18 protein-coding genes are annotated in these 19649 nt (G+C 72.3%); 15 read left to right on the forward strand and 3 right to left on the reverse strand.

Features of this window, described 5'->3' with window-relative positions:
- Nucleotides 1-3 precede the first annotated feature (3 nt).
- Nucleotides 4-789, forward strand: a complete 786-nt coding sequence (locus tag O7603_RS31185) for a 2OG-Fe(II) oxygenase (RefSeq protein WP_281573284.1) — start codon at nucleotides 4-6, stop codon at nucleotides 787-789.
- Between the two features lie 47 nt (nucleotides 790-836).
- Here the strand turns inward: O7603_RS31185 and O7603_RS31190 are convergent, their stop codons facing one another.
- Entirely contained in the window at nucleotides 837-1877 is a 1041-nt protein-coding gene (locus O7603_RS31190) for a hypothetical protein (protein ID WP_281573285.1), read from the reverse strand.
- Nucleotides 1878-2160: 283 nt separating this feature from the next.
- Between O7603_RS31190 and O7603_RS31195 the strand changes: the two genes are divergently transcribed.
- Both O7603_RS31195 and O7603_RS31200 read left to right on the forward strand, forming a co-directional pair.
- The gene (locus O7603_RS31195) at nucleotides 2161-3468 is read left to right on the forward strand and encodes an aspartate aminotransferase family protein (RefSeq protein WP_281573286.1); all 1308 of its coding nucleotides are present in this window, start codon (nucleotides 2161-2163) and stop codon (nucleotides 3466-3468) included.
- Complete coding sequence (locus tag O7603_RS31200; protein ID WP_281573287.1) at nucleotides 3465-4958, forward strand: CoA-acylating methylmalonate-semialdehyde dehydrogenase; 1494 nt, start codon at nucleotides 3465-3467, stop codon at nucleotides 4956-4958. Before O7603_RS31195 ends, O7603_RS31200 begins: the two co-directional genes overlap by 4 nt.
- On the opposite strand, the gene O7603_RS31205 is transcribed toward O7603_RS31200, so the two are convergent.
- Nucleotides 4930-6567: an acyltransferase family protein gene (locus O7603_RS31205; RefSeq protein ID WP_281573288.1), complete on the reverse strand. Its 1638-nt coding sequence runs from the start codon at nucleotides 6565-6567 to the stop codon at nucleotides 4930-4932. The two genes, O7603_RS31200 and O7603_RS31205, sit on opposite strands and share 29 nt — an antisense overlap.
- 200 nt (nucleotides 6568-6767) lie before the next feature.
- On the opposite strand from O7603_RS31205, the gene ngcE (O7603_RS31210) reads away from it, so the two are divergent.
- The 6 genes from ngcE (O7603_RS31210) to O7603_RS31235 all read left to right on the forward strand — a co-directional run bounded on the left by ngcE (O7603_RS31210) (nucleotide 6768) and on the right by O7603_RS31235 (nucleotide 11217).
- Nucleotides 6768-8183, forward strand: a complete 1416-nt coding sequence (gene ngcE, locus O7603_RS31210; protein ID WP_281573289.1) for an N-acetylglucosamine/diacetylchitobiose ABC transporter substrate-binding protein — start codon at nucleotides 6768-6770, stop codon at nucleotides 8181-8183.
- A 64-nt stretch (nucleotides 8184-8247) separates the two neighbouring features.
- On the forward strand, nucleotides 8248-9156 hold the full coding sequence (locus O7603_RS31215; RefSeq protein ID WP_281573290.1) for a sugar ABC transporter permease: 909 nt from the start codon (nucleotides 8248-8250) through the stop codon (nucleotides 9154-9156).
- A complete protein-coding gene (locus tag O7603_RS31220; RefSeq protein WP_281573291.1) occupies nucleotides 9153-10055 on the forward strand; it encodes a carbohydrate ABC transporter permease in 903 nt (300 codons plus the stop codon). The genes O7603_RS31215 and O7603_RS31220 overlap by 4 nt, the downstream gene beginning before the upstream one ends.
- 47 nt (nucleotides 10056-10102) lie before the next feature.
- Nucleotides 10103-10480: a VOC family protein gene (locus O7603_RS31225; RefSeq protein ID WP_281573292.1), complete on the forward strand. Its 378-nt coding sequence runs from the start codon at nucleotides 10103-10105 to the stop codon at nucleotides 10478-10480.
- The gene (locus tag O7603_RS31230) at nucleotides 10473-10793 is read left to right on the forward strand and encodes a metalloregulator ArsR/SmtB family transcription factor (RefSeq protein ID WP_281573293.1); all 321 of its coding nucleotides are present in this window, start codon (nucleotides 10473-10475) and stop codon (nucleotides 10791-10793) included. Before O7603_RS31225 ends, O7603_RS31230 begins: the two co-directional genes overlap by 8 nt.
- Complete coding sequence (locus O7603_RS31235) at nucleotides 10786-11217, forward strand: SRPBCC domain-containing protein (RefSeq protein WP_281573294.1); 432 nt, start codon at nucleotides 10786-10788, stop codon at nucleotides 11215-11217. The genes O7603_RS31230 and O7603_RS31235 overlap by 8 nt, the downstream gene beginning before the upstream one ends.
- A gap of 246 nt (nucleotides 11218-11463) precedes the next feature.
- Here O7603_RS31235 and O7603_RS31240 read toward each other — a convergent pair whose 3' ends face one another.
- Complete coding sequence (locus O7603_RS31240; protein WP_281573295.1) at nucleotides 11464-12453, reverse strand: BadF/BadG/BcrA/BcrD ATPase family protein; 990 nt, start codon at nucleotides 12451-12453, stop codon at nucleotides 11464-11466.
- Between the two features lie 200 nt (nucleotides 12454-12653).
- Between O7603_RS31240 and O7603_RS31245 the strand changes: the two genes are divergently transcribed.
- From O7603_RS31245 to O7603_RS31270, 6 genes are all read left to right on the forward strand, one after another.
- Complete coding sequence (locus O7603_RS31245) at nucleotides 12654-13616, forward strand: MurR/RpiR family transcriptional regulator (RefSeq protein ID WP_281573296.1); 963 nt, start codon at nucleotides 12654-12656, stop codon at nucleotides 13614-13616.
- Nucleotides 13613-14362, forward strand: coding sequence for an SIS domain-containing protein (locus O7603_RS31250; RefSeq protein WP_281573297.1), 750 nt, complete (start codon nucleotides 13613-13615; stop codon nucleotides 14360-14362). Before O7603_RS31245 ends, O7603_RS31250 begins: the two co-directional genes overlap by 4 nt.
- Before the next feature lie 26 nt (nucleotides 14363-14388).
- The gene (gene ngcE, locus O7603_RS31255) at nucleotides 14389-15822 is read left to right on the forward strand and encodes an N-acetylglucosamine/diacetylchitobiose ABC transporter substrate-binding protein (protein ID WP_281573298.1); all 1434 of its coding nucleotides are present in this window, start codon (nucleotides 14389-14391) and stop codon (nucleotides 15820-15822) included.
- A gap of 33 nt (nucleotides 15823-15855) precedes the next feature.
- Nucleotides 15856-16767, forward strand: coding sequence for a sugar ABC transporter permease (locus O7603_RS31260; protein ID WP_281573299.1), 912 nt, complete (start codon nucleotides 15856-15858; stop codon nucleotides 16765-16767).
- 13 nt (nucleotides 16768-16780) lie between these two features.
- On the forward strand, nucleotides 16781-17713 hold the full coding sequence (locus tag O7603_RS31265; RefSeq protein ID WP_281573300.1) for a carbohydrate ABC transporter permease: 933 nt from the start codon (nucleotides 16781-16783) through the stop codon (nucleotides 17711-17713).
- A 220-nt stretch (nucleotides 17714-17933) separates the two neighbouring features.
- Nucleotides 17934-19646, forward strand: a complete 1713-nt coding sequence (locus O7603_RS31270; RefSeq protein WP_281573301.1) for a bifunctional 3'-5' exonuclease/DNA polymerase — start codon at nucleotides 17934-17936, stop codon at nucleotides 19644-19646.
- The last annotated feature ends 3 nt before the right edge of the window (nucleotides 19647-19649 follow it).

The following is a 19649-nucleotide window of genomic DNA, read 5'->3' on the forward strand; positions in this document are numbered from 1 at the left end:
TATGTGAGTGATCAACTACGCCGCCGGGACCGACTGACCACCGAGTCGCTGCGGGAGTTGGCGACTGGTGAGATCGACGTGATCTGGCACCGTGAGTACTACCCGCCGGAGCAGTGCGACGCCGCACTGCCCCGGGTGGTCCGCGCCGTCGACGAGGCCAACTTCCTGCTCACCAAGGAGTTCACCAGCGTCGGCACGTCGATGGGCGAGGTGGCGAACGGCGGCGACAGCGTCCAGCGCTACCTGGACACCTCCGCCGACACCACCCGGCTGATCCGCCACGACGTGTTCGCCGGGCAGCAGTCACCGACCGACCTGATCCGGCTCGACCTGGACGAGATGTGGCCGTACGGGGCAACGGTCGGGCGGCACGACGGCCGGATGATGCTGCCGGGGGTGCTGCGCCGGATGACGCCGGGCGGTCGGGGCCGCCCACACATCGACCGCCGGCAGATCCCGCTGCTCGACACCTACCGGCTGCACCGCCGGCTGGGGGTGAACATCTACCTGGAGGTGCCGGAGCCCGGCGCGGGCGGTGAGATCGACTTCTGGGGCCACCTGTCCGAAGAGGAGTTCGTGGCGCTCAAGACCGACCCGTTCGACTACGGGATCGAGCCGGAGCGGGTCGGCCCACCGCTGGACACGGTGCTGCCGGGCAAGGGCGACCTGGTGATGTTCGAGGCAGGACGGATGCACGGCGTCCGCGAGGTGCGTGAGGGGTGTCGCACCTCGGCCGCCTGCTTCGTCGGCGTTCGCGCGGAGACCGATCCGCTGCTGGTCTTCGCCTGAGCCGCACCCGCGACGAACCGGTCGGGCGGTGGCAGGAGCCTCCCGGCTCATCCCTCGCGGGCGGCCAGAGCGGCGTGCAGGGCGCGCATCGAGCGGATCGCGGAGCGGATCTCCTGGAGGTAGCGGCCGGGGGTCAGCGTCTGCTCGGGCAGCCGGGCCAGGTCGGGCAGGGCCGGGTCGACGCCGACCGTGTCGATCCCGCACCCGTAGAGCACGGCGAGGGTGCGCAGCGCGTCGCAGTGCTGGAACGGCACGTAGATCGGGGCGGTGACCAGCAGGACCGGGTCGCCGCCGGCGAGCCGGGCGTGCTCGGCCCAGAACCGCTGGGTGTCGGCGGTGTGCGCGCGGCGCCGCTCGGGCTCGCTGGACGGCGCGGCGAGCACCCGCACCGGCGGCGTGCCGGCGGGTCGGTAGGTGCGTGACGACCAGGAGTGGTGCGGATGGCCGGCGTCCAGGCCGTCCTGCTCGGCCGGCGCGGTCACGCCGAACGCGAGCCGCACGGCCACGTCGAGCGCGTCGACCTCGGTCGCGCAGCCGGTCACGCCGGCGCCGGCCAGGGCCCGCAGCTCCATCTCGGACAGCGGACGGAAGCTGCCCAGCACCGCCACCTCGCCGGCCACCGGCAGGCCCCGCCGCAGCAGGTGCGCCGCGTACGCGACCCGGCGAAGGCAGGCGTGCGCCAGCCCGCCGAGCACCACCAGGTGGGTGTACCCGGGGCGGGCCGGCGGCTCCGGGCGGACCAGGCCGAGCGCGGTGGCGGCGTCGTGGACCTGCCCGGCGGTGGCCGCGTCGAGGGCCGGTTCCCGCGCCTCGGGCCGCTCCCGACCGCCCCGGAAGTCCCAGTGCCGTCCGGTGAAGTCGTCCAGGCCGGCCAGCAGCGTGGCGAGGTCGCCGGCCGGCCACCGCCCGCCGAAGCGGGCGACCAGACCGCGCAGCGGCGGGGCGCCGATCCACCTGGCGATCCCGTCGATGATCGGCTCGCCGTCCCCGACCAGCAGGGCGCCGGCCAGCGGCACCGGCACGGGTACGCCGGTGATTGGCGCGGAATCGGTGGCACCCGGCGTGGGTGGGGCGGGACGCTCGGGCACGTCCGGATCGTACCGGCCGCTCAGCCGGGCCGGCCGTCGGCTGGGCCGGGTTCGGGCCGGTCGCGGCGGCGGCGCGCCGGCCGCCGTGCCGGCGCGGAAAACGACGGTCGAACGCCGGTGCAGCCACCGGAAGCGCGCCCTGAACGAGCTGTCACAACGGAAAACGTGGGCCAGTCCGTTGACGGTCTGTCAGGCCCGGCGGAGGCTCGCGCTACACGCTGACTCTTGTCGCGCCCTCGGGGTGGTGAAAGCGTGCGGTAACCGCGAAGCGAAGGGTGCGACGATGACCACCGACGATCTGTTGGCCCGGCACCGGGCCGTGCTCCCGACCTGGATGCCGCTGTACTACGACGAACCGATCGAGCTGGTCTCCGGCTCGGGCCGCCGGGTGACCGACGCCCAGGGCCGCACCTACCTGGACTTCTTCGGCGGCGTGCTGACGACGATGCTCGGCTACGACATCCCCGAGGTCCGCGAGGCCGTCGAGCGGCAGCTGCGCACCGGGGTGGTGCACACCTCGACGCTCTACTTGATCCGCCAGCAGGTCGAGCTCGCCGAGAAGATCGCGCGGCTCTCCGGCATCCCGGACGCCCGGGTGTTCTTCACCAACTCCGGCACCGAGGCGAACGAGGCGGCGCTGCTGGTCGCCACCAACCACCGCCGCTCGCACCAGATCCTCGCCGTCCGCAACAGCTACCACGGCCGGTCGTACGCGGCGATGGGCGTCACCGGCAACCGCGGCTGGTCGGCGAGCCCGCTCAACCCGCTGCAGGTGGCCTGGCTGCACTCCGGCGAGCGGCTGCGCGGGCTGCTCTCCCGGCTGGACGCCGACGAGCAGGTGGACGCGGCGGTGGAGGACCTGCGCGAGGTGCTCGCCACCCAGACCGCCGGTGACGTGGCCGCACTGATCGCCGAGCCGATCCAGGGCGTCGGCGGCTTCGTCCACCCGCCGGACGGCCTCTTCGCCGCCTGGAAGAAGGTGCTCGACGAGACCGGGATCCTGTTCATCGCCGACGAGGTGCAGACCGGCTGGGGGCGTACCGGCGAGCACTTCTGGGGCTACCAGGCGCACGACGTCACGCCCGACCTGCTCACCTTCGCCAAGGGCATCGGCAACGGCTTCGCCCTCGCCGGCGTGGTCGGCCGCGCCGAGGTGCTCGAGTCGGTGCCGGCGATCAGCTTCTCCACCTTCGGCGGCAACCCGGTCTCCACGGCCGCCGGCAACGCGGTCCTCGACTACCTGCTCGACCACGACCTCCAGGCCAACGCGGCCCGCACCGGCGCGATCCTCGCCGACGGCCTGCGCGCCGCTGTGGCCGACCTCGACTGCGTCGCCGAGGTACGCGGCAAGGGGCTGATGCTCGCCGTCGAATTCGTCCACCCGGGCACCACCGAACCGGATCCGGCGTGCGCCGTGCGCGCGTTCGAGGCGTGCCGGGCCGGCGGGCTCCTGGTCGGCAAGGGCGGCCTGCACGGCAACGTGCTGCGGATGGGACCGCCGCTGACGCTCACCGAGGAGGAGGCCCGAAAAGGGCTGGCCATCCTGGTCGACGCGATCCGCACCGCCGCCGCGGCGGGGGTGCCGGCATGAGCGCCGTCATCACCCACTTCGTCGAGGGCAAGCGGTTCGCCGGGGCCTCCGAGCGGCGCGGGGACGTGTTCGACCCGGCTACCGGCCGGCGTACCGGTGAGGTGGCGCTGGCCTCGGCCGCGGACGTCGCGGTGGCCGTGGAGGCCGCCGCCCGCGCGGCCCGGGCCTGGCGCGACGCCTCGCTGGCGAAGCGCACGTCGGTGCTCTTCGCGTTCCGCGAAATGGTGCACGCCCGGCGGGACCGGCTGGCCGAGGTGATCACCGCCGAGCACGGCAAGGTGCTCGCCGACGCGGCCGGCGAGGTGCAGCGCGGGCTCGAGGTGATCGAGTACGCCTGCGGCATCCCGTCCGCGCTGCGCGGCGCGTTCAGCGAGAACGTCTCCACCGAGGTGGACTCGTACACGCTGCGCCAGCCGCTCGGGGTGGTCGCGGTGATCTCGCCGTTCAACTTCCCGGTGATGGTGCCGCTGTGGTTCGTCCCCGTCGCGGTGGCCTGCGGCAACGCCGTGGTCCTCAAGCCGAGCGAGAAGGACCCGAGCGCGGCGCTGCTGCTCGCCGAGTGGTTCGTCGAGGCCGGGCTACCGGAGGGCGTGCTCAACGTCGTCAACGGCGACAAGGAGGCGGTGGACGCGCTGCTGGACCACCCGGACGTTCAGGCGGTGTCGTTCGTCGGCTCCACCCCGATCGCCCGCTACGTCTACCAGCGCGGCACCGCCGCCGGCAAGCGGGTGCAGGCGCTGGGCGGAGCGAAGAACCACATGGTGGTGCTCCCGGACGCCGACCTCGACCTGGCCGCCGACGCCGCGGTCAACGCCGGGTTCGGCTCGGCGGGGGAGCGGTGCATGGCCATCTCCGCGCTGGTCGCGGTCGGCCCGGTGGCCGACGCGCTGGTCGCGAAGATCGCCGAGCGGATGGCCGGGCTGCGGACCGGGGACGGCCGGCGCGGCTGCGACATGGGTCCGCTGGTCACCGCCGCGCACGCGGCCCGGGTGCGCTCGTACGTCGAGTCGGGAGTGGCGGCCGGCGCGGTGCCGGTGGTGGACGGCCGGACCGTCGAGCCGGACGGTGACCCGAACGGGTTCTGGCTGGGGCCGACCCTCTTCGACCATGTCACCCCGAACATGTCGATCTACACCGACGAGATCTTCGGCCCGGTGCTGAGCGTGCTCCGCGTCGGCTCGTACGACGAGGCGTTGGACCTGGTCAACGCCAGCCCGTACGGCAACGGCACGGCGATCTTCACCAACGACGGCGGCGCGGCCCGCCGTTACCAGCACGAGGTGGAGGTCGGCATGGTCGGGATCAACGTGCCGATCCCGGTGCCGATGGCGTACCACTCGTTCGGCGGCTGGAAGTCCTCGCTCTTCGGCGACCTGCACGCGCACGGCGAGGACGGCGTGCGGATCTTCACCCGCGGCAAGGTCGTCACCAGCCGCTGGCTGGACCCCCGGCACGGCGGGGTCAACCTCGGCTTCCCGACCCAGACCTGAGCAGCCGCAGCGCGCCGGCCCCGGCCACGTACGCCACCAGGGCCGGGACCGGCACGCCCAGCGGCTCGGCGGCCTCCTTCGGCGTCTGACTGTTGATCACCAGACCGCACACGACGGCGAGGTAGCCGCCCACGGTGAGCGCGGCTCGGACGGTCCTGCGGCGCCCGCCCGCCGCGGGCCCCCGTCCGGCGCGGCTGGCCGCCGGCTTCCGTTCGGCGCGGCTGGCCGCCGACGTTGTGGCCGGCGCACGGTGGCCGGGCGGCGGGTCGCCGTGCGGCCGGCCGGCGCCAACCGGTCGCCGGCGGCGGCCGCTGCGCGCCTCGACCGGGCCGAAGACGGCGACCAGGCCGGCCAGCACCACGGCCAGCAGCAACACCCAGGGCAGCCGCCAGGCCAGCCAGGCGGCCGAGCCGACCGGCGGGGTGGGCAGCAGGTGCGCCGCGTCCAGGGCGCCGACCAGCAGGATCGCGGCGGTCAGGTGCCACAGGAAGACGGTCAGGACGACGGCGTTGACCGCGATCACCAGTCGCCACGGCCGGTCCCGGTGCAGCCAGCGGTCGGCGGGACCGCGGAGCAGCAGGATCAGCCCGAGCTGGGCCGTGGTCAGCGTCAGCAGCGCGAGGCTCGGCGGCGCGGCGTTGTCCAGCCGCTCGCCGGGCACGTTGAGCATGCTGACCGGGTACGGGCCGGCCGTGAGCAGCACGGTGGCGGCCAGGCCGCCGAGCAGCGCCGCCGAGCCGGCCCGCCGCGACGTCGGCAGCCGGCGGCCGGCGCCCTCCCGCCCGGGGCTACCGCCCTCCCGCCCTGGCCTGCCGGCCTCCCGCCCTGGCCTGCCGGCCTCCCGCCCTGGCCTGCCGGCCTCCCGCCCTGGCCTGCCGGCCTCCCGCCCTGGCCTGCCGGCCTCCCGCCCTGGCCTGCCGGCCTCCCGCCCTGGCCTGCCGGCCTCCCGCCCTGGCCTGCCGGCCTCCCGCCAGGCGATGCCCAGCTGATGCACCGCCAGCCAGCCGAAGAGGTAGTTGCCGAGCGCCAGCTGGGCGGGGCCGAGCGCCCGGCCCAGGTCGCCCGCGACGACCAGCGCCGCCAGCACCGGCGGCACGACGAGGCCGAAGCGCCGGTGCAGCGCCACCATCACCGGGGTCAGCGGCACCACCAGCAGGTACGCGGCGAGGAACCACAGCGGGATCGTCGCGAACCAGACCACGGTGCGGATGCGGGTGTCCGACACGCCGGCCGCCCAGGCCACCAGGGCCGCCCCGGTGAGCACCAGCACCAGCGTGGTGGTGGGACGCAGCAGCCGGGCGCTGCGTGCCAGCAGCCAGCCGCCGGCGTCCCCGCCGCGGGACCGGTGCGCGGCCAGCGAGGCGGCGTTGGCGTACCCCCCGACCAGGAAGAAGACCGGCATCACCTGGAACGCCCAGGTCACCGGATACGCCCAGGGCAGGTCGGGCAGCGCCGAGCGGGCGGTGGGCCGGCCGGCGGGGTCCTCGCCGACGGCGGCGACCGCCCAGTGGCCGAGCACGACCAGGACGATGGCGAGCGCGCGGAGCAGGTCGACGTAGCGCTCCCGGCCGGCCGGCGTCGCCGCGGCGAGCTGGGCCAGACGGCGCATGGGCCGAGGGTATGCCAGCCCGGCCGGGCCGGCCTGAATAACGGTTCGGTTCACGGGGGTTGAAGTCCCGGCGCAGCTGCCGTAGAAATTCTTCAGCAACAATCTGCGAATTGAAGACAAGCAACAGATCCCCCAGCGCCTCGTACGGCGGTCGTCACCCCCATCCACGGCGGCTGCCCGGCCCGAACCGAGGAGAGAGCATGAACAGGCGTGACATCCTGCGGCGGAGCGCCGCCGCCGGCCTGCTGGCCACTCCCGCCGCCGGCCTGCTGGCCGGCTGCGCCACCGGCGGCGGTGACGACGACGGCGACGCCGGCGTCTACAAGGGCACCAAGAGCGAACAGAACCCGCTGGGGGTCAAGGAGGACGCCCCGCTCGAGGTGGTGATCTTCAACGGCGGGTTCGGCGAGGAGTACGCCAAGTCCCACGAGGCCATGTACACCCAGAAGTACCCGAAGGCGAAGATCAACCACTCGGCGACGCAGGAGATCAGCAAGACCCTGCAGCCGCGCTTCGTCGACGGCACCCCGCCGGACGTGGTGAACAACTCCGGCGCCGGCCAGATCGACTTCAACGGCCTGGTCTCCCAGAACGCCCTGGCCGACCTCGGCGAGCTGCTCGCCGCCCCGAGCCTCGACATCCCCGGCAAGACGGTCAAGGACACCCTGCTGCCCGGCGCGGTCGACGTCGGCTCGTACGACGGCAAGTTCCTGGTGCTCAACTACACCTACACCGCCTACGGCATCTGGCACTCCACCAAGCTCTTCGCCGACCGCGGCTGGCAGTACGCGAAGACCTGGGACGAGCACATCGCGCTCTGCAAGCAGATCAAGGCCGCCGGCATCGCCCCCTGGACGTACGCCGGCCTGCACCCGCGCTACATGAGCTGGCCGGTGATCTCCACGGCGATCAAGCTCGGCGGGCCGTCGGTGGCGCTGGCGATCGACAACCTGGAGCCGAACGCCTGGAAGTCCGACGCCATGAAGACGGCGGCCGACGCCTGGCACCAGATCGTCAAGGACAAGTACATCCTGGAGGGTTCGCCGGGTCTGGACCACAAGCAGTCGCAGACCGCCTGGTGCCAGGGCAAGGCCGCCTTCATCTCCTGCGGCTCCTGGTTGGAGAGCGAGCAGAAGGACGTCACCCCGGCCGGGTTCAACATGACCGTGGCGCCGACCCCGAGCCTGGGCAGCGGCGACAAGCTGCCGTTCGAGGCGATCCGGGGCACCGCCGGCGAGCCGTTCATGGTGCCGGCCAAGGCCAAGAACCTCGCGGGCGGCCTGGAGTACTTCCGGGTGATGCTCTCCAAGGCCGGCGCCCAGGACTTCACCCGCAAGGTGGCCAGCCTGACCGTGGTCGCCGGCTCCACCGAGGGCGTGGACCTGCCGTTCGGGCTCTCCACCGTGGTCAAGGCGCTGGACGCATCCGGCGCCAACGGCTTCAACTGGGTGTACAACAACTACTACCGCAAGCTGGAGCGCAACCTCGTCGACGCGGCGTGCGGCGAGTTCTTCAGTGGTCGGATCGGCCCGGCGGACTTCCTCGACCAGTGTCAGAAGGGCGCCGACTCGATCGCCCAGGACACCTCGATCAAGAAGTACAAGCGGGCCGCGTGACACCCGTCCGGTGCGGGCGCGGTCCGCGCCCGCACCGGACGTCGCACCGGAAGAGGACCTCACCGTGAGACATGGCAAGTACCCGCTGATCGTCACCTTCCTGGTGCCGCCGGTCCTGCTCTACATCGTCTTCGTCGTGTCGCCGTACCTGCAGGCGTTCCAGATCTCCACCACCGACTGGCTCGGCTACTCGGCCGACGCCAACTCGGTGGGGCTGGCGAACTTCAAGACGCTCTGGCGCGACGACTACGTCTGGAACGCGTTGAAGAACAACGCGATCCTGCTCGCGCTCGTACCGGTGCTGACCATCGTGCTCGGGCTGTTCTTCGCCACCATGCTCAACATGGGCGGGCGCAAGGGCCGCGCCGGGGTGACGGGGGTACGCGGCACCTCGATCTACCGCACAGTCTACTTCTTCCCGCAGGTGCTCTCCGTGGTGATCATCGCGCTGCTGTGGAAGGAGGTCTACCACCCGAACAAGGGCCTGCTCACCAGCGCGCTGCACGCGCTCGGCCTCTCCTCGCCGACCTGGCTCGGCGACCCGCGGACCGCCTTCTGGTGCGTGCTCGCGGTGATGGTCTGGAGCAACGTCGGCTTCTACGTGGTGCTCTTCGGCGCGGCGATGGCCGCCGTGCCCAAGGAGATCTACGAGGCGGTCATGCTCGACGGCGCCAGCCGGTTCACCACGCTGCGCCGGGTCACCCTGCCGCTGCTCTGGGACACCGTCCAGGTGGCCTGGGTCTACCTGGCCATCTTCGCCCTCGACGGTTTCATCCTGGTGCAGCTGATGACCAACGGGGGGCCGAACTTCTCCACCGACGTGATCGGGGTACGGATGTACGACACCGCGTTCGGCAGCGAGACCAAGTTCGGCTACGCCTCCGCGATCGGCGTGGTGATGTTCTTCCTGACCCTGTCGGTGGCGGTGCTGGCGCTGCGCGCCAGCCGGCGTGATCGGATCGAACTCTCGTGACCACACTGGACAAGCCCGCTCCGGCCACGGTCGCAGGGCAGACGGCGGCCAAGGATCGGCCGGTACGCCGCGAGCTCGGCGTGGCGAACGTGTTCTCGCACGGCTTCCTGCTGCTCTGGGGCGCGCTGACCGTGCTGCCGCTGTTGTGGATGTTCGTCAGCTCGTTCAAGACCAACGGCGAGATCCTCGGCGACCCGTGGGGCCTGCCGTCGGCGCTGCGCTTCGACAACTGGGCCCGGGCCTGGACCGAGGCGCACATCGGCCGGTACTTCCTGAACAGCATCGTGGTGGTCGCCGGCTCGGTCAGCCTCACCATGCTGATGGGCGCGACCGCCGCGTACGTCTTCGCCCGGTACGAGTTCCGCGGCAAGCAGTTCGTCTACTACCTGTTCGTCGGCGGGCTGATGTTCCCCGTCTTCCTCGCGCTGGTGCCGCTGTTCTTCGTGGTGCGCAACGCCGGGCTGTTCAACACGTGGGCCGGGCTCATCCTGGTGTACTCGGCGTACTCGCTGCCGTTCACCGTCTTCTTCCTGACCGCGTTCTTCCGCACCCTGCCGACCTCGGTGGCGGAGGCCGCACTGGTCGACGGCTGCGGTCACTTCCGGCTCTTCTTCCGGGTGATGCTGCCGATGGCGCGTCCGGGACTGATCAGTGTCGGGATCTTCAACTTCCTCAGCCACTGGAACCAGTTCCTGCTGCCCCAGGTGCTCATGCAGGGCGACGAGTCCAAGTGGGTGCTGGCCCAGGGGCTGTTCGCGCTGTCGGTCAGCCAGGGCTACGCGGGCGACTACGCTCGGCTCTTCGCCGGGCTCACCATCGCGGTCCTGCCGGTGCTGGCGGTCTACGTCGCCTTCCAGCGTCAGGTGCAGTCCGGGCTCACGGCGGGCCAGCTCAAGTGAGGTGCGCCCGTTGACCGGTAGGAAATCTCCTACCTATTGTGGTCGGCATGACCGTGACCCATCTGCAACTGATCTCCGTTCCGGTGCGTGACCAGGACCGGGCCCGCGACTTCTACGTCGACGTGCTCGGCTTCGATCTTCAGGCGGACAACCCGATGGGCCCCGACCAGCGCTGGGTGCAGGTCGGCCCGAAGGGGGCGGCCACCGCGCTCACCCTGGTGACCTGGTTCCCGACGATGCTGCCGGGCTCGCTCAAGGGTCTCGTGCTGGAGACCGACGACCTGGAGGCCGACGTGGCGGCGCTCGGCGCCCGGGGCGTCGTCTTCGCCGACGGCGGCATCCAGGACGCGCCCTGGGGTCGGTACGCCACCTTCGACGACCCGGACGGCAACGGCATCGTGCTCCAGGCCACCGCCCGTGGCTGAGCCGGACGTCTTCGCGGCGCTGGCCAACCCGACCCGGCGTGAGCTGCTCCGGCTGCTGCTGGACCAGGGCGAGCAGCCGGTGCAGCGGCTGGCCGACCACTTCGACATGCGCCGGCCCAGCCTGTCCGAGCACCTGCGGGTGCTCAAGGACGCCGGCCTGGTGGTCGAGCAGCCCGCCGGGCGGCAACGGCTCTACTCGCTGCGACCGGAGCCGCTGCGCGAGGTCGCCGACTGGCTCGGGCCGTACGAACGGTTCTGGCGCGGCCGCCTGACCGCGCTGCGCGACGTGCTGGCGGAGCTGCCGGATGAGTGACCCGAGCACCGTCGCGGTGGACCAGTTCCTGCCGCACCCACCGGCCAAGGTCTGGCGAGCGTTGACCGATTCTGATCTGCTTGCCCGCTGGCTCATGCCGAACGACTTCGTGCCGGCGGTCGGGCACCGGTTCACCTTCCGCACGGATCCCCGCCCGGCCCAGGACTTCGACGGGATCGTGCACTGCGAGGTGCTCGACCTCGACCCGCCGCGCCGGCTGAGCTGGGCGTGGCGGGGCGGCCGGCTGGACACCGTGGTGACCTGGACGCTCGCCGCCGAGGGGCGGGGCACGCGGCTCTTCCTGGAACACGCCGGCTTCGACCCCGACGACCCGCTGCAGCGGCGTACGCGGGACCTGCTCGGCGGAGGCTGGCGCTCCCACGTCCTGAGCCGCCTCGACCAGATCCTGACCACCACCCCCTGACCCGCCCGCCCCGCCCCGGCCCCGCCCAGGCCTCCGCCGGTTGATCAAGAGGTTTGCGTCAGAATCCGGCCTGGGCCTGACGCAAACCTCTTGATCACCGCGGTGGAGTGCCATAACGGGGCAAGATCGCGCTCGAACGTGGTTGTAGTGGCCTCGGTGGGTCGGTGAGGGCACTACCTGCATGTAGTTGCGTGATCTTGGCGCGGCGGGGCGGGGGGCGCGGCGGGGCGGGGTGGGGCGGGTGCGTCAGGGGGTGGTGGGGACCAGGAGGGCGTGCAGGGCGGCTGGGTCACGCACCTCGGGCAGTTCCCGGGCGGCGAGCCAGGCCGCGGCGGCGGCGCCGTCGCCGGCGGAGCGCAGCGGCGCCTCCGGCCAGCGGCGGCCGGCCTCGGCCCGGACGGCGGCGGCGAGCGGGGTGTCGCCGGTCAGCAGGCCGCCGCCGAGCACCAGCGGCGTGGTCGTGGCGGGCGGTCGGATCCGGCTCACGCTCTCGGCCAGGTGACCGGCGGCCTCGGCGATCAGCCCGGTGGCCACCGGCTCGCCGACCGCCGCCGCGGCGACCACGAGTGGCGCCAGCCGCGCCAACTCCACCGGCGGGCGGCGGGTGACCGCCTGGACGAGCGCGTCGACGGTTTCCCGCGGTCGGGCCGCCACCTCGGTGGTGCCGAGCAGGTCGTCGAGCACCTGCCGGCCGAGTGTCGTGGGCGGGTGGCCGGCGTCCAGGTCGGCCAGCAGTCGGCGGACCGCCTCCCGGCCGAGCCAGAAGCCTGATCCGGCGTCGCCGAGCAGCCAGCCGTGTCCGTCGGCGACCCGGTCGAGCCGCAGGTCGCGTACGGCGGCGGCGATCGCCCCGGTGCCCGCGATGAGCACCGTGCCGTCGGGGGAGGCGGTGCCGGAGGCGTACGCGACGAGGGCGTCACCGTGCACCGCGTACGGGCAGCGGAGTCCGGCGTCGTGCCAGGCCCGGTCGAAGGCGTCCCGCCCGGCCGGGTCGGCGAGCAGGCGGGCCGCCCCGGCGAGTCCGATCGTGCCGGCCCGTACGCGGGCCGGGTCGACGCCGGCGAGCGCCTCGCGCAGCGCGGTCAGCAGTTCCGCGGCGGCCCGTTCGGCGCCGTGGCTGGTGGGGTTTCCGCCGCCGGCGCGGCCGGTGCCGAGCCGTTCCCCGTCGAGGGTGAGGGCCGTGGCCCTGGTGGACGTACCCCCGACGTCGAGACCAACCACGACGGTGCCGGACATCCGCTCGGGCCTCCCTGCGCTGCGTGTGCGACGGTGCGTTCATGCTGGTCGGCCGGCCGCCGGCAGGCAAGGTCGGCGCGGTCGGGACGGCTGTGCGCCAGGTAACAGTTTGAAAACTTCGCCCACAGTCTTGACAGGGAGGGCCCCGCAGTAAGAACTTTTACCACTAACAGTTAACAGTCTTTTCCGAAAGGCGTCCCATGGTTGATCACGAGGTGGACACCTCCGCGGGGACCGCGGTGGTCGACGCCGACGCGTTCGACCGTCGGGGCGCGCTCGGCGCCCCCTCCGAGGGCGTGCTCGCCCGGGTGCGCACCGGGCTGGACGAGCTGACCGGGGCATTGCGCCGGGTGGCCGAGCATGTGCTGACCGACCCGGAGGCCGCTTCCCGTTCCACCATCGTGGAGCTGGCCGAGCGGAGCGGGACCTCGCCGGCCACCGTAACCCGTTTCTGCCGCGCCATGGGGTTCGAGGGGTACGCCGATCTCCGACTGGCCATCGCCGCCGAGACCGGCCGGGCCCGTTCCGCCGGCTGGACGGTGGACATCGGCCGGGAGATCCAGCCCGGTGACCCGCTCGGCCGGGTGCTCGACCAGATCATGGCCGCCGACACGCGGGCCATGCACGACACCGCCGCGCTGCTCGATCTCGCCGAGGTGGAGCGGGCCGCGGTCGCCATCGCCGGGGCGGACCGGGTGAACATCTTCGGCGCCAGCGGGAGCGCGCTGGTCGGCGAGGAGATGCAGTTCAGCCTGCACCGCATCGGCGTCGCCGCGTGGGCCTGGAACGACGTGCACGAGGGGCTGGCCAGCGCGGCGCTGCTGCGCGCCGGGGACGTGGCTCTCGGCATCTCGCACACCGGCCAGACCCGGGAGACCATCGAGATGCTCGCCGAGGCGGGCAGCCGGGGCGCCACGACGGTGGCGCTGACCGGGTTCCCCCGTTCGCCGCTCGCCGAACTGGCCGACATCGTGCTGGTCACCGCCAGTCAGGCGACCACCTTCCGACCGGATGCGCTCAGCGCCCGCCACCCGCAGCTGGTCGTTCTCGACCTGCTCTACATCGCCGTCGCGCAGCGCACCCACGACCGTGCCCACGCGGCCTTCCGGCGCACCGCGCAGGCCGTCGACGGGCACAAGGCCGCGAAGGGGGCCCTTTCATGATCAGCGCCCAGGGGTACGCCGACGCGGTCCGCCCAGTGCTCGACCGGGTGGTCGACACCCAGACGGACGGGATCACCCGGGCCGCCGACCTGATCGCGTCCAGCCTGCGCGCCGGCGGGGTGCTCCAGGCCTTCGGCGCCGGTCACTCCGAGGCGTTCGCCGCCGAGCTGGTCGCCCGGGCCGGTGGACTGGTCCCCACCAACCGGCTGTCGGTGCACGACCTGGTGCTGCACGGCGATGCCCCGCGCGACGTGCTCGCCGACCCGAAGCTGGAACGCGACCCCACCATCGCCCACCAGATCTACGAGCTCGCGGCCCCGCAGCCGCAGGACGTGTTCGTGGTGGCGTCCCAGTCCGGCATCAACGGCTCGGTCGTCGAGCTGGCGACGCTGGTCACCGGGCGCGGTCACCCGTTGATCGCGGTCACCTCGGTCGAGCACACCGCGCGGGTCGCCCCCCGGCATCCGTCCGGGCGGCGGCTCGCCGACCTCGCCGACGTCGTGCTGGACAACGGCGCGCCGTACGGTGACGCACTGCTGCCGCTCGAGGGCGGCGGCGCGGTCTGTGCGGTCTCCTCGGTCACCACCGCGCTGCTGGCGCAGCTGTTGACCGCGGAGGTCGTACGACGGTTCCACCAGGCCGGAGAGGTACCCCCTATCTACCTCTCCGCCAACGTCCCCGGCGGGGACGAGCACAACCTCGCCCTCGAGTCGCGGTACGCCGGGCGCCTCCGGCGGACCGCCTGACCCGAATCTCACAAGGAGAGACGACGATGTCCGTTACCCCCGAGAACCCGGTCGAGCTGAGCCGTCGGACCGTTCTGCGTCGGGCCGCCGCCGCGGGTCTGCTGGCCACCCCGGCCGCGGGTCTGCTCAGCGGCTGCGTCGCCGGTGGCGACGAGGAGCCGACCGAGCAGGCCGCCGGTGAGAAGACCGCGGAGAACCCGCTGGGCGTCAAGGAGGACGCGCCGCTGGAGGTGGTCATCTTCAACGGTGGCCTGGGCACCAAGTACGCCACCGACGTGCACATCCCGTCGTACAAGAAGAAGTTCCCGAAGGCGGAGGTGAAGTTCTCCCAGACGGAGGAGGTCGCCACCGTCCTGCAGCCCCGGTTCACCAGCAACACCCCGCCGGACATGGTCAACAACGCCGGCTCGAAGCTGATGGACCAGGGCGCGCTGGTGCAGGCCGGGCAGGTCCAGGACCTGACCGAGCTGTTCGACGCCGCGTCGCTGGACAACGCGGGCACGAAGGTCCGGGACACGCTCATCCCCGGCACCGTCGAGCAGGGCACGTTCAACGGCAAGCCGTACGTGCTCAACTACGCCTTCACCGTCTTCGGCCTCTGGTACGACAGCGCGCTGTTCCAGAAGAACGGCTGGGCGGCCCCGAAGACCTGGGCCGAGTTCACCGCGCTCTGCGACAAGATCAAGGCGGCCGGCATCACGCCCTACTCGTACGCCGGGGCGAACGCCGCGTACTACCAGTACCTGGTCATCCTGACCAGCGCCGCCAAGATCGGCGGGCCGGACGTGCTGAAGAACATCGACAACCTGGAGCCCGGCGCCTGGACGGCCGAGCCGGTCAAGCAGGCCGCCGCGGCCTGGGCCGAGATCGGCGCGAAGTACGGCAACAAGGCGCACCTGGGCCTCAAGCACACCGAGGTCCAGCTCCAGCAGAACCAGGGCAAGGTGGCCTTCTACCCCAGCGGTTCCTGGCTGGAGAACGAGCAGGCCAAGGACACCCCGCCCACGTTCAAGTACGCCGTCATGCCGGTGCCCAGCGTGTCCACCTCGGACAAGCTGCCGCAGACCGCCATCTTCGCGGCGGCCGGCGAGATGTACTTCGTCGCCTCGAAGGGCAAGAACCCGCGCGGCGGCATGGAGTACCTGCGGCACATGCTGTCCAAGGAGGGCGCCAAGGGCTTCACCGAGCTGACCAAGGTGCTCACCGTGGTCAAGGGCGCGGTCGACGGCCTGGAGATCTCGCCCGGCCTCACCAGCGGCAACGCGATGCTGAGCGCGGCCGGCAGCGACTACTTCTCGTACCGCTTCGACACCTGGTACAAGAAGCTCGACGACGAGGCCCGCGCCGCCACCAACGAGCTGATGTTCAACGGTGGCACGGCGGACAAGTTCTGCCAGCGGATGCAGAAGGTGGCCGACGCGGTCAAGAGCGACTCGTCCATCGAGAAGTTCACGCGCTGAGTCGCCGGTAGGAATCGAGCGGAGGCGGCAAGCATGCGGCATGGCAGGTACCCGTTCATCATCGGCTTCCTGACGGTGCCGGTCGCGATCTACGTGACCTTCGTCATCGGGCCGTACGCCCAGGCGTTCTATCTCGCCATGACCAACTGGCGGGGGGTGAGCGCCAACCCGAAGTTCATCGGCCTGGAGAACTTCGAGCGGCTGCTGAACGACGACGTCTTCTGGAAGGCGGTCCGGCACCACGGTGTCCTGCTGCTTGCCATGCCGCTGCTCACCATCATCATCGCGCTCTTCTTCGCCTTCATGCTGAATGTGGGCGGAGGGAGCCGCGGTGGGGTGATGTCCGGGGTCTGGGGGTCGAAGTTCTACCGGGTGGTGTTCTTCTTCCCCCAGGTCCTGGCCGTCGTCATCGTCGGCGTGATCTTCAGCCGGGTGTACGCCCCGGACGACAGCGGCCTGCTCAACGGCGCGCTGGGGCTGGTCGGGCTCGATCCCGTGCTCTTCATGGCCAACCCCAACATCGCGCTCTGGTCGATCGTCGGGGTGCTGGTCTGGCAGGCGGTCGGCTTCTACGTGGTGCTCTTCTCCGCCGGCATGGCGTCGGTGCCGAAGGACATCTACGAGGCGGCCACCATCGACGGGGCCGGCCGGGCCGCGATGTTCTTCCGGGTGACCCTGCCGCTGCTCTGGGACACCCTCCAGGTGGCCTGGGTCTACCTCGGCATCGCGGCCTTCGACGCGTTCGCCATCGTGCAGGTGCTCTCGGTCGACCAGGGCGGCCCGGACGGCGCCACCACCGTGCTCGGCATGGAGATCTACCGCAACGCGTTCAGCTACTCCCAGTTCGGCTACGCCTCGGCGATGGGTGTGGCGCTGTTCTTCCTGACGATCACGTTCGCGGCGCTCACCCTGCGCGTCAGCCGGCGTGACACGATCGAGCTGTAAGGCGGGGTCACCCATGTCGACAGAAATCGCACCGAGCGCACCGGCGGCCCCGGCCGGCACCGCCCCGGCCGGCGGCAGGAAAGCCAAGTCGGCTCTCGACCGGCGCCGTGAGGTCGGGCTGCTCAGCGGTCTCGGGCACATCGCCCTGCTGGTCTGGGCGGTGCTCGTGATCGCCCCGCTGCTCTGGACCATCCTGGCCTCGTTCAAGACGAACACCGAGATCTTCCTCGGCAACCCGTTCGCAATGCCGGACTCGTTCAGCTTCAGCAGCTACGCCCGGGCGTGGAGCGAGGCGCACGTCGGGCGGTACTTCCTCAACAGCGTCTTCGTGGTGTCGCTGAGCACCGCCGGCACCATGCTGTTCGGTTCGATGGCCGCGTACGTGCTGGCCCGCTACCCGTTCCCGGGCAACCGGGCGATCTACTACCTGTTCGTCTCGGGGCTCGCGTTCCCGGTGTTCCTCGCCCTGGTGCCGCTCTTCCTGGTGGTCAACAACCTGGGGCTGCTCAACACGTACACCGGGCTGATCCTGGTCTACATCGCGTACTCGCTGCCGTTCACCGTCTTCTTCCTGGCCGCCTTCTTCAAGACGCTGCCGCACTCGGTGGCCGAGGCGGCGATGATCGACGGCGCGTCGCACACCCGGCTGTTTTTCCGGATCATGATGCCGATGGCCCGTCCGGGCCTCGTGAGCATCGCGATCTTCAACATCATCGGCCAGTGGAACCAGTACCTGCTGCCGGTGGCCCTCATGCAGGGCGAGGGCGCCGACGCCAAGTGGGTGCTGACCCAGGGCATCGCCAGCATCTCCACCTCCGCCGGCTACGAGGCGGACTGGGCCGCGCTGTTCGCGGCGCTGACGCTCTCCATCCTGCCGATGATCATCGTGTACGCGATCTTCCAGCGGCAGATCCAGTCCGGCCTGACGTCCGGCGCCGTGAAGTAACGAGGCCGCACCCGGGTGCGGCCGAGGTGCGGACTCGTTCACGGAAAGAGTGGCCATTCCACGGGGGATGGCCACTCTTTCCGTGAACGAGCGCCCTGGTCGGGCGGTGGGTCGCCCCGTGCCCGGGCGGCGCGTGGCGGCCGGCCGCGTGGCGGGCGGCCCCGCGGCGGGGGGTGGGCCGCCCCCGGGTGCCGCCGGGGCCGCGCGGCTGGCTGGGGCGGTGTCGCAGGGGCGAGGCAGAATCGCATCCGTGCTGGTGGCAGTGGTGGCGAGCGAGGGCGGCGGCGGTGGCGTGCTGCAACCGCTCGACGCCGCCGGCCACCCCGTCGGACCGCCGGAGCCGGTGGACGACCTGGCCGCCGCGATCGCCGCACGCGAGCGCGCCGAGCGGCCGCGCTGGGTCTGGGCGTCCGGGGCCACCACCTACCCGGGCCTGCTGCGGGCGGGGGTCCGCGTCGACCGCTGCCACGACGTGGAGCTGACCGAGGCGCTGCTGCTCGGCCACGTCGGCCGCTGGGGCGAGCCGCGCTCGCTGGCCGCCGCCTGGGCCCGGCTGACCGGCGCTCCGGTGCCCCCTGATCCGCCGCCGCGCCAGCCCGCGCCGCCCGGCGTCGGCCAGGGCGCGCTCTTCGAGGCCCCGTCCGGCCCGGCGGGCCCGGGTATCGAAGCCCTGGTCCGGGTGTACGCCGACCAGCTCGCCCGGATCTCCGCCACCGCCCACCCCGGCCGGTTCCGGCTGCTGGTGGCCGCCGAGTCGGCCGGCGCGCTCATCGCGGTCGAGATGGGCGCTGCCGGCCTGCCCTGGCGGGCCGACGTACACGACGCCCTCCTCGCCGAGCTGCTCGGCGAGGCGTCCCCGGTGGGCGGGCCGCCACGTCGGCTGGCCGAGCTGGCCGCCCGGATCGCCGACGCGTTCGGGGTGCGGCAGCTGCACGCCGACTCCCCGGCGGAGCTGCTGCGCGCGTTCGCCCGGGCCGGGGTGGAGGTGCCCAACACCCGGGCCTGGGTGCTGCGCGGGGTGGATCATCCGGCGGTGCCGCTGGTGCTGGAATACAAAGAGCTCTACCGGATCTGGACGGCGCACGGCTGGGCCTGGCGCGAGCAGTGGGTCCGCGACGGCCGCTTCCAGCCGGAGTACGTGCCGGGCGGGGTGGTCTCCGGCCGGTGGGCCACTCGCGGCGGCGGGGCGTTGCAGATCCCCAAGGTGATCCGGCGGGCGGTGGTGGCCGACCCGGGCTGGCGGCTGGTGGTCGCCGACGCCGGCCAGCTGGAGCCCCGGGTGCTCGCCGCGGTGTCGGGCGACGCCCGGCTCGCCGCGGCCGGGGGGGCCGGTGACCTCTACGCCGCGCTGGCCCAGGACGCGTTCGGCGGCGACCGGGCGCGGGCCAAGGTGGCCCTGCTCGGCGCGATGTACGGGCAGACCGGTGGGGCGGCGGTGCCCGCGCTGGCGGTGCTGAAGCGCAGCTACCCGACCGCGTTCGGCTACGTCGAGGCGGCGGCGCGCACCGGGGAGGCCGGCGGCCTGGTCCGCTCCTGGCTCGGGCGGACGTGCCCGCCGGGCACGGTCGGTTTCGGCGATCCGGGCGACGGGACGTCCGAGCTCGACGGCCCGGCCGACCCGCAGGGCCCGCGAGCCCGCGCCGCCCGCTCCCGTGGCCGCTTCACTCGCAACTTCGTCATCCAGGCCACCGCCGCCGAGTGGGCCTCCACCCTGCTGGCGACGCTGCGCGGCGAGCTGGCCGGCACTGCCGCCGAGCTGGTCTTCTTCCAGCACGACGAGGTGATCGTGCACGCGCCCGCCGCGCAGGCCGAGGCCGTCGCCGCGGCCGTCACCCGCTCCGGCGAGCGGGCTGCTTCCCTGCTCTTCGGTGACACCCCGGTGCGGTTTCCTCTGGATCTGTCCATTGTCGACTGCTATGCGGATGCGGTGTGACCG

It is taken from the genome of Micromonospora sp. WMMD812 (genome assembly GCF_027497215.1).
Classification (GTDB): Bacteria; Actinomycetota; Actinomycetes; order Mycobacteriales; family Micromonosporaceae; genus Micromonospora.

What these genes read in the sequence shown, in the direction of transcription:
- O7603_RS31195 (WP_281573286.1), top strand. Translation starts at nt 2,161, where the DNA reads ATGACCACCGACGATCTGTTGGCCCGGCACCGGGCCGTGCTCCCGACC.
- O7603_RS31200 (WP_281573287.1), top strand. Translation starts at nt 3,465, where the DNA reads ATGAGCGCCGTCATCACCCACTTCGTCGAGGGCAAGCGGTTCGCCGGG.
- O7603_RS31205 (WP_281573288.1), bottom strand. Translation starts at nt 6,567, where the DNA reads ATGCGCCGTCTGGCCCAGCTCGCCGCGGCGACGCCGGCCGGCCGGGAG.
- ngcE (WP_281573289.1), top strand. Translation starts at nt 6,768, where the DNA reads ATGAACAGGCGTGACATCCTGCGGCGGAGCGCCGCCGCCGGCCTGCTG.
- O7603_RS31225 (WP_281573292.1), top strand. Translation starts at nt 10,103, where the DNA reads ATGACCGTGACCCATCTGCAACTGATCTCCGTTCCGGTGCGTGACCAG.
- O7603_RS31235 (WP_281573294.1), top strand. Translation starts at nt 10,786, where the DNA reads ATGAGTGACCCGAGCACCGTCGCGGTGGACCAGTTCCTGCCGCACCCA.
- O7603_RS31240 (WP_281573295.1), bottom strand. Translation starts at nt 12,453, where the DNA reads ATGTCCGGCACCGTCGTGGTTGGTCTCGACGTCGGGGGTACGTCCACC.
- O7603_RS31245 (WP_281573296.1), top strand. Translation starts at nt 12,654, where the DNA reads ATGGTTGATCACGAGGTGGACACCTCCGCGGGGACCGCGGTGGTCGAC.
- O7603_RS31250 (WP_281573297.1), top strand. Translation starts at nt 13,613, where the DNA reads ATGATCAGCGCCCAGGGGTACGCCGACGCGGTCCGCCCAGTGCTCGAC.
- ngcE (WP_281573298.1), top strand. Translation starts at nt 14,389, where the DNA reads ATGTCCGTTACCCCCGAGAACCCGGTCGAGCTGAGCCGTCGGACCGTT.
- O7603_RS31260 (WP_281573299.1), top strand. Translation starts at nt 15,856, where the DNA reads ATGCGGCATGGCAGGTACCCGTTCATCATCGGCTTCCTGACGGTGCCG.
- O7603_RS31265 (WP_281573300.1), top strand. Translation starts at nt 16,781, where the DNA reads ATGTCGACAGAAATCGCACCGAGCGCACCGGCGGCCCCGGCCGGCACC.